Raw genomic sequence first — 15,675 nt, 5'->3', positions numbered from 1 at the left:
CACTGGGCCGTATCGTTACAAAAAGAATAACTATGCCGCCTTCAAACCTGAAGAGGTTTTAACCGCTGACGCTTTGGGAGCCTCTGCCTTCGCTTTCTGCTGACGTCTGACCACAAATTTGGCATAGGCATTAAGGAAGGCAACATCTGCTACCCTTTCAACCGCTTCCGGATGCTCCTTCCTGATAATTTTTATAGCTTCTTGCACAACAGAATATGCTTTACTCTCTGCCTTAAACGATTTGAATGAAGAATCCTTTTCTGTTTTAATCACGCCCGGCATATTTTCCTTGATGATTTCCTGCTGGTAGTTACTTACCCTGGAAATGTTTTTAGGATCACTATTATTAAGGTATTTATAGATAATATACGCACTTTTCACGACACCAGAACGACCATCACCATCTCCACAGTGCATTCCAATAATAGAATTTTTGTTTTCGCTTTGAGCACTGATAATATATTTTACAACGGCGTGTAAATCATGAATTCTCTCGTTATCTTTCTGCGGAGAGTAAGAAGGAAAAGAAAATGCGTCCAGAATAAAAAACTGTTTTTCAACGACGTATTTTATACCATGCCCATGCAGAATCTCTACCATCTGATCTGCTTTATTGCTTTTTGTCAGGCTCATATCCAGTGAAATCAATATATTTACCTTAGCCTTTTTAAGGTTGGTTGCAAATTCTGTTATCTTTACAATCGATTGAGGTTCAAGAAAACTGGTGAATTTACTGAAATCACGAGACATTGATGCCAAGCGAATTGCTTTATGCTCCCGGTAGTTCATTGCACTCAAAGGAGCCAAACCACCCATATCTTTAAAAGTAACCGGATTATTCATCACCATGCAATACAGATTCACCCCACCGGCTATTCCCGATGGATCCGGATTCAACCAGCGGCACAGCCACGGGGCGTAATAGCGGTGGCCGTAATAATACAGCCCGGTATTGTCCCGCTCCTTGCCGGAATAACGGATGACTTTGTATTTCGCCTCAGTTTCATTTTTCACCGCCCACACCGCCGTGCCGCCAAACGGGTAATACTCTTCCTGTGTCAGAATATTGGCCCCGCTGTCCAGTTCCAACATTGATGACCCAATATTATTATCAACGCTGTAGCGCACCTGATCGTTGGTCGTCGGGGCCTCAGTTTCCCAATGCAAAACGCGAACGCCTGCGCGACCGGTGGAACTGGCCGTCACCACATGCAATTCTTCACTTGGCTCGCTCACGACTCCCGCAGTGTCCGTGTATGTCGTGCGCAACTCCAGACCCGGCAGATAAATCACCTCGCCCACCTGCCAGATATCACTGTCGCTGTTGGTCAGCGTGCGCGTCTGTTTGCGGATACGTGAATTGTCGCGGTATTGATACACTTCCCGGTCATCTTCAGCGTCATCACGGGATAACAACACCACCGACTGCAACTGACTGCGTATATTCCAGACCAGTGGTATACCCGCCTGCATCTGGCTGACATTCCCGCAGCCATCGAAATAATTATTTATCGTTGCCTGCGTCGCCCCTGAATCCTGCGCCAGTGCCCGGTTGGAGTTCGCATCCACAAACAGCGCGTTGGTGTACGTCGTCGCCCCCGCATGCTGGTACTGGGTCATGTTGCCGCCCGCATCATAGGTGTAAGTGCGGGTGTAGTTCACCATATTATTGGCATCTATCGCAGGCAGGTCAGGCCCTTGCGTTCCTGACTTGGCATTCTCCCGCCCGGTCGCGGTAATCAACTGATACAGCGCATCGTAGGTATAGGTGTTCGTCCCGTCAGTGGCCTGATTGTTGAAATAGCGCGTTGATACTGTGCCATTGCCAAGCGCAGTGATATTCCCCACCGGATCATAGCCATACGTCAAATCCTGTAAAACGGTATGGTCTGATTTGCTGGTCTTGATACTGGTCAGACGCTGGTTTTGCGGCTCATAACCATAGGTGGTCACCACCCCGTTCCCCGCCATTTCCTGTAGTTTCTGACCCGCCGCACTGTAACTCTGGCTGTTCAGTAGGGTTTGTTCAGTGCCACCCGACAGCGTTAAATAGCTGGCGGTCTGCGTACCGGCCACATCGTAAGTGAAGCGCTGCTGATTGTTTTTGGCATCGGTGGTCGTCACCGCTGCACCCTGCGCGTTGTACGTAGCCGAAGTGGTGTAGACGGTCGCAGACAACACGGCAGGCCACGTCGACTCCTCGCCCTGCCAGTCTCCCTGCCCCTCGGCATCGGCAAGCAGTTGTTGCTGGGTAATAAGCACCGCGCCCTGGATCGTAAAACTGAACGTTTCAACCAGACCCGATTCATCATAATGCCGGATAAGTTGACCACATAAATTGTTGGTTTGCGGCGTAGGGGTGGAAATGGCATCGCTGTCGCCGTAGATATAACGGTCAGAAATGCGTTCAGCTTCACCACTGGCCTGCTCGTACTGAATAACGGGCCGCCCCAGGGTATCGTAATCTGTACGGCTGATGCCGCTACAACTGTCGGTTTCCCAAACCGCCCGCCCTTCGGCGTCAAACAACATCACGCCCCAGCCAGCATCCACACTATCGCTGCGCAGAGTTTGCCCGGTCAGGGAAGTTTGGCTTAATGCATTGGGCAACGTGTTGCTGTCTGACCGCCAGGTGTTGTACAACCGCGCATCCCACAGTCTCGCCTGACGACTGTCGTTGCTGAATGTACTGCGACTGATCAGCTTAACAACGTTGCCATTGCTGTCAATGTTGTATTGCAGCATGCGAATACTCGCGCTGTGGTTATTGAGGATATTGACCGTGGGGGTGCGGGAGAAAAGTGCTGTTGAAGCAGCGGTGTGATTCATTGTTGACTCCATAAGGAAAAGCATTTGAGGGCTTTTAGTTATGCAGCAAAAGTTGTGTTCGAAACACCCTTAACAGAACGCAATAATTGGCAGGTAAATCTGCAAAAATAGGAAAAAAGACGAAAGTGCATTATTTTTTGCTGCAAAATTTCCTTTATAAGCTCAATAATTCTTATCAATGGTTTGTCTGCCATGGAATAGAGATCACCACCGCGATTATTATTACTTTACTGCGTTGTACGCTGGTTGGACTGTTCAATGCGTTCCGCCGTAGACGAAAGGGTTGGTTTTGGCGATTACGCTGGCACTGACGTATATATATCAAGGCTGATTGTTATTGGCGCGCAGTCTTACTGCGCGCCCTGAGTTTACGGTTAATTTCTACCGAATGCGTTTCTTATCGAAGCCTTGAGTCTGCTGAATCTATTTGATGCTGATGATTTGGCTGCCAGATGGCCGCCTGAGCCTGAACCCGAGTCTGAATCTGTCCCAGCGCTTTTCGGTTTATAGCCTGACCATAACGCAGCATTTTCAACCCAAGGTGCGGAGACTTCCTGTTTATCCCGATAGAAATGTATTTTCCCTTCCAATCGGTCACGGTTTCGATAAGCATAGCGCAATTCTGAGGCGGTGACGGATTGACCACCAACAACGGATTTATTGACAATGGGTTCTATTTCAATCCCATCCAGCACAAAATGGATATGTGGCCCATTATTCCGAGCGATAATTTCGATACCTAGCTTACTGCCACGCTTCCATAAAAGTCGAGGTACCCCCGCCTGCGCCCACTCATGGTAATAGCTTGTACCATAATTTTCAGCCACCTCATTATATATTTTTTCCACATTGAACTTATCGTTAACCCTGCCTATTTCAAAATACTCCCCCCATAAATAACTATATCCTCCAGTTGTCAATTTTTCGCGTCATGTTCAAGGGTTGGCTGAATTTTTACTTTTTTAAGGGCTTTCTTGATTTCTTTAAGGCTTGTTTTTTCTCTCGTCAGAGCAGTTAAATCAACATTTTTATTCTTCTTGTCATTAGGAATCGCTAGTGATACTGCATTATTATAAATGTCAATAACTGCTGGTACGGTATTTCGGTTACATAAATCAAAAAGCCCGCCCACACCGGCAGTAAGATAAGTTCCTCTTGAGTTGGATAGTCCATAAATCATATCACTTCTATTTATGTCAAAATTCTCCTTAATCCCCTTGCATCCATCAGGATCACAAAGTGCTATTGGATTATTCCTCACCATAGAATACATATTAGGTCCATCGGCCATTCCTGATGGATCCGGATTCAACCAGCGGCACAGCCAGGGGGCATAATAACGGTAACCATAATAATATAGCCCGGTATTGTCCCGTTCTTTACCGGAATAGCGGATGACTTTATATTTTGCCTCCGTTTCATTTATCGCCGCCCCTACCGCGGTGCCGCCAAACGGGTAATACTCTTCCTGCGTCAGGGTATTGGCCCCGCTGTCCAATTCCAGCATTGACGAGCCAATATTGTTGTCAACGCTGTAGCGCACCTGATCGTTGGTCGTCGGTGCCTCTGTTTCCCAATGCAAAACGCGAACCCCGGCACGACCGGTGGAACTGGCCGTAATCACATGCAACTCCTCATTAACTGTCACTTCAGTACCGTTATCCGATGAAGACGTGCGTAATTCGAGACCCGGCAGGTAAATCACCTCATCGGTCTTCCACGTTCCATTGGTTTGCGTCAATGTCTGTTTACGAATACGCTGGCTACCCCGGTATTGATATACTTCGCGGTCATCATCGCCGCTTTCACGGGGCAGTAAAACCACCGACTGCAACTGGCTGCGCACATCCCAGACCAGCGGTTTCCCCGACTGCATCTGGCTGACATTGCCACATGCATCGAAATAATTGCCTATTGTTGTTTGGGTGGCACCTGAATCCTGCGCCAGCGCCCGGTTGGAGTTCGCATCCACAAACAGCGCATTGGTGTAAGTCGTCGCCCCCACATGCTGGTACTGGGTCATGTTGCCGCCCGCATCATAGGTGTAGATACGGGTGTAATTCACCGTATTATTGGCATCTATCGCAAGCAGGTCAGGCCCTTGCGTTCCTGACTTGGCATTCTCCCGCCCGGTCGCAGTAATCAACTGATACAGCGCATCGTAGGTATAGGTGTTCGTCCCGTCAGTGGCCTGATTCTTGAAATAGCGCGTTGGCACCACACTGTTACCCAATGAGGTGATATTCCCCACCGGGTCATAGTCATACACCAGATCCTGTAGGGGAGAATTGTCTGCTTTGGTGGTTCTGATTACCGTCAGCCGCTGGGTTTGTGCCTCATAACCGTAGGTGGTTACCACGCCATTGCCCGTGGTTTCCTGCAACTTCTGCCCCGCTGCGCTGTAAGTCTGGCTGCGCAGCAGGGTTTGTTCAGCACCACCCGACAGGGTCAAAAAGCTGGCGGTCTGCGCACCGGCCACATCGTAGGTAAAGCGCTGCTGGTTACTTTTCGCATCGGTGGTCGTCACCGCCGCACCCTGCGCGTTGTACGTAACCGAACTGGTGTAGACGGTCGCAGACAACGCGGCAGACCACGTCGATTCGGCGCCCTGCCAGTTTCCTTGCCCCTCGGCATCAACCAACAGTTGCTGATGGGTTATCATCGGTGCACCCAAAAGAGTAAAACTGGGCGTCTCCACCAAACCTGACGGATCATAGTGCCGGATAAGCTGACCACACAGGTTATTGGTTTGCGGCGTTGGTGTAGCAGCGGTATCGCTGTCGCCATAGATATAGCGGTCGGAAATGCTTTCAGCTTCACCAGAGGTTTGTTCGTAGTGTGTTACAGGTCGACCAAGGGTGTCGTAGTCCGTTCGACTGATGCTGCCACACCCGTCAGTCCCCCACACGACACGTGCCTGCGCGTCATACAAAGTGACACCCCACCCAGCATCCACGCTGTCGCTACGCAAGGTTTGTCCGGCCAGGGAGGTTTGGCTTAGCAGATTGGGTTTTTGATTTTCCGCCTGGCACCATAAGTTGAATAATCTTGCATCCCACAGACTGCATTGATGCCCTTCGTCACTATAAAAATTGCGGATTATAAGTTCAGTTATCTGGCCGACGTTATTACCACTATTATATTGCAATGTACGCACATTATTTCCGCGATTATCCATTACCCGCACTGTTGGGGTGACTGAAAAAAATGTCATTTGTTTTTCCCTTCGTTATTTAATAACCTTTTAAATTCTGTTATTTATAAATTGAAGGGCATGATAATAGTCATGATAATGAAATGTTTTGCATAATTTGATTATGTAATGGACGAAATTTAATACCATTTATGCACTATCATGTGTATTGAGTATTAATAATAAAAAACCCGCAATAAATAAATTTGCGGGTTTTTTATTTTGAACAGCAAAGCCTGAATAACAATAATTATTATCAGACGAAAAATCCGTAATTAGAACGTGTAATCTGCGCCGATAAAATAACGACGACCGTCTTCGTTATAATTATAATCATCGCGACTGAGATCTTTATCACCCAGGTTGAGCACACCCGCGCGAAGTTTCACGGCTTTGGTCAATTGATAAGATCCCCCGGTATTCCAGATAACATATCCGCCCGGTGTACCTGCATCAGGAGTCAGCGCACGGCGCTGCCCTTTATAGTTAGCGGAAAGGTAGAATGCCCAGTCTTCAAGTGGTTTCCAGTCGACGATACCATTGGCAGTATGTAAAGGAAGTTCACTCAGTGGTTTATTGCTGCCACCGCTCAAATCGCGCGCGTCGTTATAGGTATAATTCAGCTTCACACTCCAGGCGTCATTGACCGGTATTTTCAGTTCAGTTTCTACACCTTTAATCCGCGCTTTATTAACGTTGTAATAACTGAAAATCGGATTGCCTTTGCTGTCAAAACCAACAAAATTTGGATAACTCGGGGCCAGTGTTTTGTCAGCGGTACGGTTAATGCTGATCATATCGTCAATATTGTTCTGGAATACGGTGACACTGGCATTAACGCCTTCCAACCACCCTTCTTCACCGGCGTAATACGCGCCAATTTCAAAGTTTTCACTGGTTTCCGGATCAATATCTTTACTGCCGACAATAGTACAGGCACCACGGCATGAGGCCGTTTGCCAGTCAGGACTTAATTGCAGCAATGACGGTGCCTTAAAGGCCGTTGCCCAACCCCCTTTCAGCGTCACGGTGTCCGTTGCGTTGTAAACCAGATACGCTCGCGGACTCCAGTGAACGCCATAATCCCGGTGATCGTCCATGCGCACGCCGCCGGTAAGTGCCAGACTTTCCAGCATCCGCCATTCGTCTTCAACAAATAACGCATACTGACCCGATGTGGTTGATCCGCTGCCCTGTAAATTAACGGCATCCGTTAATTCATCGTGCCGCCATTCGCCGCCCAGCGTAAAGAGTTGATTGATTTCACCCAGTGGGACAATAACTTTACCGTCGACGGTGTTATTTTTTGCCGTAATCGTCTCTTCGTTATAATTATCTATTTTTTCGCCATAGAAGCGCATTTCAGTATTGGCGACGCCCCAGCGTCCGTTGTAGCCAATGGAATAGTTTTGCCGATCGAGGCGATTTTTATCAAGCGAATCAGATTCACGATCCTGTCGGTCGTAGCCGTAACCAAAGGTCATATCCTGGTCATCGGTGGGGGTCAGCGCAAATTCGACATTACCATCGCGGGAGGTATAACCCTCAATTCTCGGCGATTCACCCGTTGCACTGGTTGTAGATTGCTGCTGATCATCCTTCTCACGCTTACTGAGACTGCCATACACTTTTACGCCAAGCAAGCCGTCAACAACGGGCCCACTGGTAAAGAAACTACCGTTATAGCTATCGCCACGATCGCGATGTTCCTGAATGGTCGCCTCGGTGCTCACTGTGCCATGCCACGCCTTGCCCACCTTGCGAGTGATAATATTCACCACCCCACCGAGCGCGTCAGAACCATAAAGCGACGACATAGGGCCACGGACGATTTCAATACGCTCAATGGCATCCACGGGGATCCAGCTCAGATCATAATCGTTATGGCGGAACACGGCCGTGCGTGAACTGACGCGCTTTCCATCCACCAGAATCAGCGTATAACTGCTGCTCAATCCGCGAATACTTACGCCTTTGCGGTTATCACCTTCGTCGGTGAGTTGTACGCCCGGTACCTGCTGTAAAACATCGCGTAAATTTTGTACCGGCTGTTTTGCCAGATCTTCACGGGTAATGACACTTATGCTGGCTGGTGCATCTTTTAGATTCTGCTCTGTGGCAGATGCCGTGACGACCATGATGTCATCTTCGGCAGCAAATACAGGAAAGGTAGCTGCAAGGATATTTGCGTAAATGCCCGCGCGGATTGCAGGTGCGAGTCTGGACTTAACCATTTTTCATTCTCCATGAGGATAAATTCGATAATTCAATAGAATTATCAAGGGTCCATTATTATCTTTTTTATAGTGGGAAGGCTTAACCGCCCGATCCCAATACCGGACAGTTGCTATTTATAGCTTTATTGGCTCACAATCTTTGTAGGGATAATTATTTCGGATTATCCCGCTCCTACTTCTTACTTCCTATTTCCTGAAGTCATTCTGAAACTCAACACCTTCACGATAGATTCCACGACGGTAACTCCTGTTATCCCTGTTGAATTGGCGCTAACAATAAACGAAATGCGAATACTTATCAATAAGATTGGCAATTATGATTTGCAAAATATTTATGTTAACAGAATGTTTATGTTCGGATTTTTCTACAGCAGGAGGGAGTCACAAAAGGTAGAGGTGCCATTCAATGAATTGTTGTGAGTACTGTAGAGGTAAGAAAAGTTGTCAAGCGGGCGAATCAGCGGGTTTTCCGATAAACGGCGAAGCCGGGGCTTCGCCATCCTTCAAGAACATCTTTATTTGGCTGCGATATCCGGGAATTGCATATCTTCGTATTTCACGAAACGCGTGCCACGAGTCAGTTTGTAACCAAACCAAATCACGAGGAACAGCGGAAGGCCGATATAGGTCGCAGTCACACCGTACCAGTCAATTTTATCCTGCAGAAATGCCTGATAATTCTGGCCCAGCGTGATGATCAGGCAGAGTACGAAGGCAAAGATCGGCCCTAGCGGGAAGAAACCTGAGCGATACGGCAATGCATTCAGATCCAGCCCCTGCTTAACGAAGCCGCGACGGAAACGATAATGGCTGATCGCAATTCCCAGCCAGGCAATAAACCCGGTCATACCTGACGTATTCAATAACCACAGATAGACCGACTGATTACCAAACATCGACGAGAGAAAGCACAAACCGGCAACCACCGTGGTTGCATACAGCGCATTACGCGGAACACCTCCCTTCGACAATTTAGCGAAAATTTTCGGGGCCTTACCTTCACTCGCCAACGTATACAGCATGCGGGTGGAAGCATACATACCCGAGTTCCCCGCGGACAGAACCGCCGTCAGAATAACCGCATTCATCACCGCTGCCGCCGACAGCAAACCGGCATTCTGGAACACGAGTGTGAATGGACTGACGCTGATATCTTGAATATCATTACGCAGCAGGCTTGGATCGGTATAGGGAATAATCAGGCTGATGATCAGGATGGCAAAAATGTAGAACAACAAAATCCGCCAGAAAACCTGACGCACCGCACGCGGAATGTTTTTACCTGGATCTTCAGATTCACCCGCAGCAATACCAATCAACTCGGTACCCTGGAACGAGAAACCAACGATCATGGCAACCCCGATCATCGCCGAAAATCCACCGGCAAACGGCGCGTCGCCAATCGTCCAGTTATGCCACCCCGCGTGCTCGCCGCCTTTCATGATGCCAACAATCATCAGGACGCCGACAACAATGAAAACAATCACGGTAGTGACTTTTATCAGCGAGAACCAGTATTCAGCCTCACCGAAACCTTTCACCGAGATGTAATTCAGCAGGAACATCAGGCCAAGGAAGAGTGCGCTCCAGATCCAGCCAGGGGAATCAGGGAACCAATAAGCCATCACCAATTGCGCGGCCACCAGATCCACAGCGATCGTCACCGCCCAGTTGTACCAATAGTTCCAACCCAGCGCGAAACCAAAACCCTCTTCAACGTATCTTGAGCCATAGGTGGAGAAGGAGCCGGACACCGGCATATACGCGGCGAGTTCACCCAAACTGGTCATAAGGAAGTAAACCATCAGACCAATCAATGCATAAGAGAGTAAAGCGCCGCCTGGACCTGCCTGTGAAACCGTTGCGCCGGACGCAACAAACAGCCCTGTACCAATGGAGCCACCAATCGCAATCATTGTCAGGTGGCGTGCCTTGAGCTCGCGGCGCAAACCCTGTGGTGCGCCTGGGTTTTTAGTATGTGAATGAGCCATCGTTACCCTATATCTGCTCGTTAGGTATAATTTTGATGGCGGATTGTAGCAAAAACCACTAACGGGTATAGCTCGAAGCTCCTGTTATAAGACACCTTCATAATAGGCGCCGGATTATAAGTAATTTATTAGTGACAGACATCTAAAGCCTGTACTTTCCGACGCTTATTTCATCATTCAGGCTCTTTGCAGTAGCTCAGGAAACGCTGCAGTGCGTTTGAGATGTGTTTTTGGCGATGGTGAATTAAATAGAGTGTGCGGATAAGTGGCGCAATAGGCAGCACCAGTTCCACTAGCGACCCCGTGGCCAGTTGCTCAGCGATAACCCGTCGGGACAAACAACTGATGCCTATGCCATGGCGAACAGCATGTTTGATTGCCTCAGAGTTACCCAACTCCATGACCAATTGGAAATCCGTCAATTTAGCCAACAGCAGGTGATCGAGCACTTCCCGCGTACCGGAACCGCGTTCGCGCAGGATCCAGGGCGCGCGAGCCAAGGACTCCAGCGTGACCGGCTGTTGGGTAATTGGACTTCCCGACGCGGCAAATACCACCAGTTCATCATCCAGCCAAGGTTGGGTCACCAATTCGGGCATGTGGCATGGCCCTTCTATCAGGCCCAAATCAACGCGGAAATCAGCGACGGCGGTAATAACATCCTGGCTGTTCCCCACATTCAGCTCCAGGGGAGTCTGCGGAAAATCAAGGCGGTAACTGGCGATCATTGCCGGTAACATATAGTTGCCAATCGTACTGCTGGCCGCGATGCGCAATGATCCATTGTCTTGATTGAACAAGCGCTCGATTTCTCCCGCCTGTTCGAGCAAAGCCAGTGCTTTCGGATAAAGCAGTCGCCCGTGCTCATTAATCACCAGTCGCTTGCCGACACGATCAAAGAGTTGAACACCCAGTTGCCCTTCGAGATCGGCCAACGCCGCACTTACGGCCGACTGAGAGAGTGAAAGGACAACCGAAGCCTGCGTGGTTGAACCACTTTTCAGTACTTCGGTAAAAACTTCAAGTTGCCGGAGTGTAATATGCATAACGTTCTCTATAGCAATAATAGCGATTGGTTATCATTGAACTTACACATAACTCGCTGTTTTATTGGCGATTTAAATCCATGGTCAGAGTAAGATGGGCCGTTTAAATCATGCATTGACGGGGAAAACTCTTTTACTTTGTCTTCTAATAAGATTATCACGTTTGGCAAACTTCGCAGGATAATCGGCGCATTGAACGCCCTTATTATGCGGTATGGATTCCAATATTACCTTTCTTGCAGTGTGCCTTTTGCGATTATGATCTTTAACACTGACTATTTATTTTAAAAATGCCGTAACTATTTTATGTTGTCTGTCATGGTATCGGGTCTCTTACCTATTATTCAGATAGGTTATATATTTATAATCAATTTTATTTTTATGCCGTCAATCGTTAGTCTTATCGCAGGTTTTCAAAAAAGAGTATTGACGATGACGACGCATACTTTCCCGCACACAGCATCCGATCATGCCAAACGCCCCGCTCCGTTGCGCTATTTGCCCGGACTGTTAGTTACCGGGGTGTTGACCGGTTTTTCATTATGGCTGAGCCAGATTGCGTGGGTGTCTGAGTTAGGTCTTGGTGCACTAACCCTGGCAATTCTTTGCGGCATTATTATCGGTAATACGGTCTATCCCATCTTTCAACCGATTTGTGCTGACGGTGTGAATTTAGCCAAGCAGCGTCTGCTGCGTCTTGGGATCATCCTGTACGGTTTTCGCCTGACGTTTCAGCAAATTGCTGATGTAGGGGCAACGGGCGTGGTGATTGATTTGCTGACGCTCACTTCAACCTTTTTCCTTGCCTGCTGGTTAGGCAAAAAAGTCTTTGGGCTGGATCAGCAAACCGTAATGCTGATAGGCGCGGGCAGCAGTATTTGTGGTGCCGCAGCGGTGATGGCGACTGAACCCGTGCTGAAAGCCGATGCCAGTAAAGTCGCGGTTGCCGTGGCAACCGTAGTGATTTTTGGGACGCTGGCAATTTTTGTCTATCCGTGGCTGTATCAACTTAATTTACATCATCAGTGGTTGGATATTTCGCCACAAAGTTTCGGGATTTTCACCGGCTCCACCGTGCATGAGGTGGCTCAGGTGGTTGCCGCCGGTCATTCAATTGGCAGCGAGGCCGAAAATGCTGCGGTGATCAGTAAAATGATCCGGGTGATGATGCTGGCACCTTTCCTTCTGCTGTTATCTGCCTGGTTAGGTCGCTCCCAGGGCGTGAAACGCAGCGAAAAATCGGCTGTCACCATTCCCTGGTTTGCCGTGATTTTTATTGTTGTCGCCGCTTTTAACTCCCTTCATCTGCTGCCGCAGTCATGGGTCGACATGATCATCAGTGCGGATACGGTCATGCTGGCGATGGCGATGGCGGCCCTCGGATTAACCACCCACGTCAGTGCCATCAGGAACGCGGGTATCAAACCTATTCTGCTGGCATCGCTGCTTTTTCTCTGGTTAATCATCGGAGGGGCTGGAATCAATCTGCTGGTGGGTCATCTGCTTTAAGCCATAAAACTATTTATTGTTAAACCAAAAAAACGAGTCGTTGTTAAAGCATAAAACCCTGGTATGTAAAATTCTGTTAACACTTATGGGGTGCGCGGCTGAGGATAAACCCGTTACACTCGGTGCCATATTTGGATTTGGTTGCAGAGGAGGAACAGAATGAAGTTTGTAGGTGCACATGTCAGCGCAGCAGGCGGGGTCGATCAGGCGGTTATTCGCGCCCATGAATTAGAGGCCACCGCATTTGCCCTTTTTACAAAAAATCAACGCCAGTGGAAAGCAGCGCCGCTAACCGATGACGTCATTGAAAAGTTCAAACGCGCCTGTGAAGAATACGGTTATAGCAGCAAACAAATTCTGCCACACGACAGCTACCTGATTAACCTCGGGCATCCGGTTGCTGACGCCCTGGAAAAATCGCGCGAAGCCTTTATCGATGAGATGTCGCGCTGCCAGCAACTTGGGCTCTCTTTACTGAATTTCCACCCCGGCAGCCATCTGATGCAAATAGAAGAAGATCGCTGTCTTGCGCGCATTGCCGAGTCGATCAACATTGCGTTGGATAAAACTGCCGGTGTGACGGCAGTGATTGAAAATACCGCGGGCCAGGGCAGTAATCTGGGTTTTAAATTCGAACATTTGGCGGCCATCATCGACGGTGTCGAAGACAAAAGCCGCGTCGGAGTCTGTATCGATACCTGCCATGCATTCGCCGCCGGTTACGATTTGCGTACTGAAGAGGATTGTCATCAGACGTTCAAACTGCTGGGTGATATCGTCGGTTATGAATTCTTGCGCGGCATGCACTTAAACGATGCCAAGAGCGAATTCAACAGCCGTGTCGATCGCCACCACAGTCTGGGTGAAGGGAATATCGGTAAAACCGTGTTCAGCTATATCATGCGCGATGAACGCTTTGATGGTATTCCACTGATTCTGGAAACCGTTAATCCCGATATTTGGATGGACGAAATTGCCTGGCTGAAATCGCAACAAAAGAAACAGCAGGCGGCGTGATCGCAACCGCAAATAATTATAAATAAGAAATCACGCCCTGGTAAAAAAGCCGCCATAGTTTGGCGGCTTTGTTCTGGCAGCTTAGTTTTGGCTGCTTTCGCTTCTAGTCTATGCCGGATTTTCACCCGGCATAGACTGACTTATGCAGTTTTCACTTCAGCGATAGCTGCATCAGAGCGCTTAAGGATGGCATAAAGAACGCCCGCCAGAAGCGTACCCGCGATAATGGCGACCAAATACAGCAGAACCGGTGTAATGGCGCCTGGAATCAGCAGTACAAAGAGACCGCCGTGAGGTGCCATCAGTTTAGCGCCAAAGGCCATTGATAAAGCCCCGGTCAAGGCACCACCCGCTATACAGCAAGGCAGAACCCGCATCGGATCGCGTGCAGCAAACGGAATGGCACCTTCTGAGATGAAGCACAGACCCAATACCAATGCCGCTTTGCCGCCATCACGTTCACCCTGGTCAAACTTGCTACGGGCGAGCAGCGTTGCCAAACCCATTGCCAGAGGTGGAACCATACCGGCAGCCATAATTGCCGCCATTGGCGCGTAGGTCTGCGTACTCAACAGCGCGACACCAAAAGCGTAAGCCGCCTTGTTAACCGGGCCACCCATGTCTGTACACATCATCGCACCCAGCACCGCGCCCAGAACCACCGCGTTGGCGGTACCCATAGCTTGCAGCCAATTCGTCAGCCCTACCATGATTTTAGCGACCGGCGTACCGACAACATAGATCATGACCAGGCCGGTAATCAGACTCGCCACCAGCGGGATGATCATTATCGGCTTGAGCGCTTCCATACTTTTCGGCAGATGCAGTTTTGTGCTGATGGCTTTTGCCACGTAACCCGCAAGGAAACCCGCAATGATACCGCCAAGAAAACCGGCGCCCGTACTTACGGCCAACATACCCCCGATCAGACCTGGGGTCAGACCTGGGCGATCGGCAATGGAGAAGGCGATGTAACCCGCCAGAATAGGTACCATCAGCGCAAACGCCGAGCCACCACCAATCTGCATCAATGCTGCAGCGAGCGTGCCTTTAACTTCAAATGCCTTAATACCAAAAGCGAAAGACAACGCGATACACAGACCACCCGCTACCACCATCGGCAGCATATACGACACACCGGTCAACAGGTGGCGATAGGCGCCTGCGCCCTCTTTCTTGCTGGATTGAGAGGTTGTTGAGCCTTTTTCCTCCGGCTGGAAAATCTCAGCCTCAACCAATGCTTTATCCAATTCCTGTTTGGTTTTTTTCAGCGCCAGACCTGTAGAGGTACGGTACATTGGCTTACCGGCAAATTTCGCCAGATCGACCTCAATATCCGCAGCAACAATCACCAGATCCGCTTGTTCCACTTCTTCCGGGGTGATGGCATTGCCTGCCCCTACGGAACCACGGGTTTCGACTTTCACCCACCAGCCACGTTTTTTGGCTTCGGATTCAATGGCTTCTGCCGCCATGAACGTATGCGCCACACCGGTAGGACAGGCAGTGATCGCCACAACGCGCTTCGGCCCGGCATTTTTACCCGCAGCAACAATTTCACCCCGTGCAACAACAGGAGCCGCCGCAGCAGTAAATAGGGCGGCTTCCGCCACGGCGCGTTGCAAAAATGCGTCTGGCTCACGCACAGCCAACTCGATATCACCAACAAATACTTTTTTGCCATTCAGGGCTGCATCAGTAGGTACAGCACCTGTCAGCACAATCAATTCGGCATCGGCGATCTGATCCACCAACGTCATTCCCGCTTTGGCCGCAGCCGCCGCGAGCATACTCTTCGCCAAGTGGCTTCTGGCCTGACCGAGCGAACTGTCTATCTTCAGCAGTGTTTTCAT

9 protein-coding genes are annotated in these 15,675 nt (G+C 49.3%); 2 read left to right on the top strand and 7 right to left on the bottom strand.

Translation table 11 applies throughout. The annotated features are described in order from the left end of the window. Positions 1–30: 30 nt before the first annotated feature. The 6 genes from DRI82_RS02560 to yieE all read right to left on the bottom strand — a co-directional run bounded on the left by DRI82_RS02560 (position 31) and on the right by yieE (position 11,296). Positions 31–2,829, bottom strand: a complete 2,799-nt coding sequence (locus DRI82_RS02560) for an RHS repeat protein (RefSeq protein WP_157967997.1) — start codon at positions 2,827–2,829, stop codon at positions 31–33. 374 nt (positions 2,830–3,203) lie between these two features. Then, positions 3,204–3,749, bottom strand: a complete 546-nt coding sequence (locus tag DRI82_RS02550; protein ID WP_114191916.1) for a hypothetical protein — start codon at positions 3,747–3,749, stop codon at positions 3,204–3,206. Continuing rightward, a complete protein-coding gene (locus tag DRI82_RS02545) occupies positions 3,746–6,043 on the bottom strand; it encodes an RHS repeat-associated core domain-containing protein (RefSeq protein WP_114191915.1) in 2,298 nt (765 codons plus the stop codon). Before DRI82_RS02545 ends, DRI82_RS02550 begins: the two co-directional genes overlap by 4 nt. Before the next feature lie 254 nt (positions 6,044–6,297). Next, positions 6,298–8,256, bottom strand: coding sequence for a catecholate siderophore receptor CirA (gene cirA / locus DRI82_RS02540; RefSeq protein ID WP_114191914.1), 1,959 nt, complete (start codon positions 8,254–8,256; stop codon positions 6,298–6,300). A gap of 518 nt (positions 8,257–8,774) precedes the next feature. Next, complete coding sequence (locus tag DRI82_RS02535) at positions 8,775–10,250, bottom strand: amino acid permease (protein ID WP_114191913.1); 1,476 nt, start codon at positions 10,248–10,250, stop codon at positions 8,775–8,777. A 173-nt stretch (positions 10,251–10,423) separates the two neighbouring features. Further along, positions 10,424–11,296, bottom strand: a complete 873-nt coding sequence (gene yieE / locus DRI82_RS02530; RefSeq protein ID WP_114191912.1) for a DNA-binding transcriptional regulator YeiE — start codon at positions 11,294–11,296, stop codon at positions 10,424–10,426. A gap of 432 nt (positions 11,297–11,728) precedes the next feature. On the opposite strand from yieE, the gene DRI82_RS02525 reads away from it, so the two are divergent. Next, on the top strand, positions 11,729–12,805 hold the full coding sequence (locus DRI82_RS02525) for a YeiH family putative sulfate export transporter (protein ID WP_114191911.1): 1,077 nt from the start codon (positions 11,729–11,731) through the stop codon (positions 12,803–12,805). A 159-nt stretch (positions 12,806–12,964) separates the two neighbouring features. Further along, positions 12,965–13,822, top strand: a complete 858-nt coding sequence (gene nfo / locus DRI82_RS02520; protein WP_114191910.1) for a deoxyribonuclease IV — start codon at positions 12,965–12,967, stop codon at positions 13,820–13,822. Between the two features lie 140 nt (positions 13,823–13,962). Here nfo and fruA read toward each other — a convergent pair whose 3' ends face one another. Beyond that, positions 13,963–15,675: a PTS fructose transporter subunit IIBC gene (fruA, locus tag DRI82_RS02515; RefSeq protein WP_114191909.1), complete on the bottom strand. Its 1,713-nt coding sequence runs from the start codon at positions 15,673–15,675 to the stop codon at positions 13,963–13,965.

It is taken from the genome of Edaphovirga cremea, assembly GCF_003332275.1.
GTDB lineage: Bacteria > Pseudomonadota > Gammaproteobacteria > Enterobacterales > Enterobacteriaceae > Edaphovirga > Edaphovirga cremea.
Note: the sequence above shows the minus strand (reverse complement) of the source record. Positions and strands in the feature narration are given on the sequence as shown.

What these genes read in the sequence shown, in the direction of transcription:
- fruA (WP_114191909.1), bottom strand. Translation starts at nt 15,675, where the DNA reads ATGAAAACACTGCTGAAGATAGACAGTTCGCTCGGTCAGGCCAGAAGC.
- yieE (WP_114191912.1), bottom strand. Translation starts at nt 11,296, where the DNA reads ATGCATATTACACTCCGGCAACTTGAAGTTTTTACCGAAGTACTGAAA.
- nfo (WP_114191910.1), top strand. Translation starts at nt 12,965, where the DNA reads ATGAAGTTTGTAGGTGCACATGTCAGCGCAGCAGGCGGGGTCGATCAG.
- cirA (WP_114191914.1), bottom strand. Translation starts at nt 8,256, where the DNA reads ATGGTTAAGTCCAGACTCGCACCTGCAATCCGCGCGGGCATTTACGCA.
- DRI82_RS02545 (WP_114191915.1), bottom strand. Translation starts at nt 6,043, where the DNA reads ATGACATTTTTTTCAGTCACCCCAACAGTGCGGGTAATGGATAATCGC.
- DRI82_RS02560 (WP_157967997.1), bottom strand. Translation starts at nt 2,829, where the DNA reads ATGAATCACACCGCTGCTTCAACAGCACTTTTCTCCCGCACCCCCACG.
- DRI82_RS02525 (WP_114191911.1), top strand. Translation starts at nt 11,729, where the DNA reads ATGACGACGCATACTTTCCCGCACACAGCATCCGATCATGCCAAACGC.
- DRI82_RS02535 (WP_114191913.1), bottom strand. Translation starts at nt 10,250, where the DNA reads ATGGCTCATTCACATACTAAAAACCCAGGCGCACCACAGGGTTTGCGC.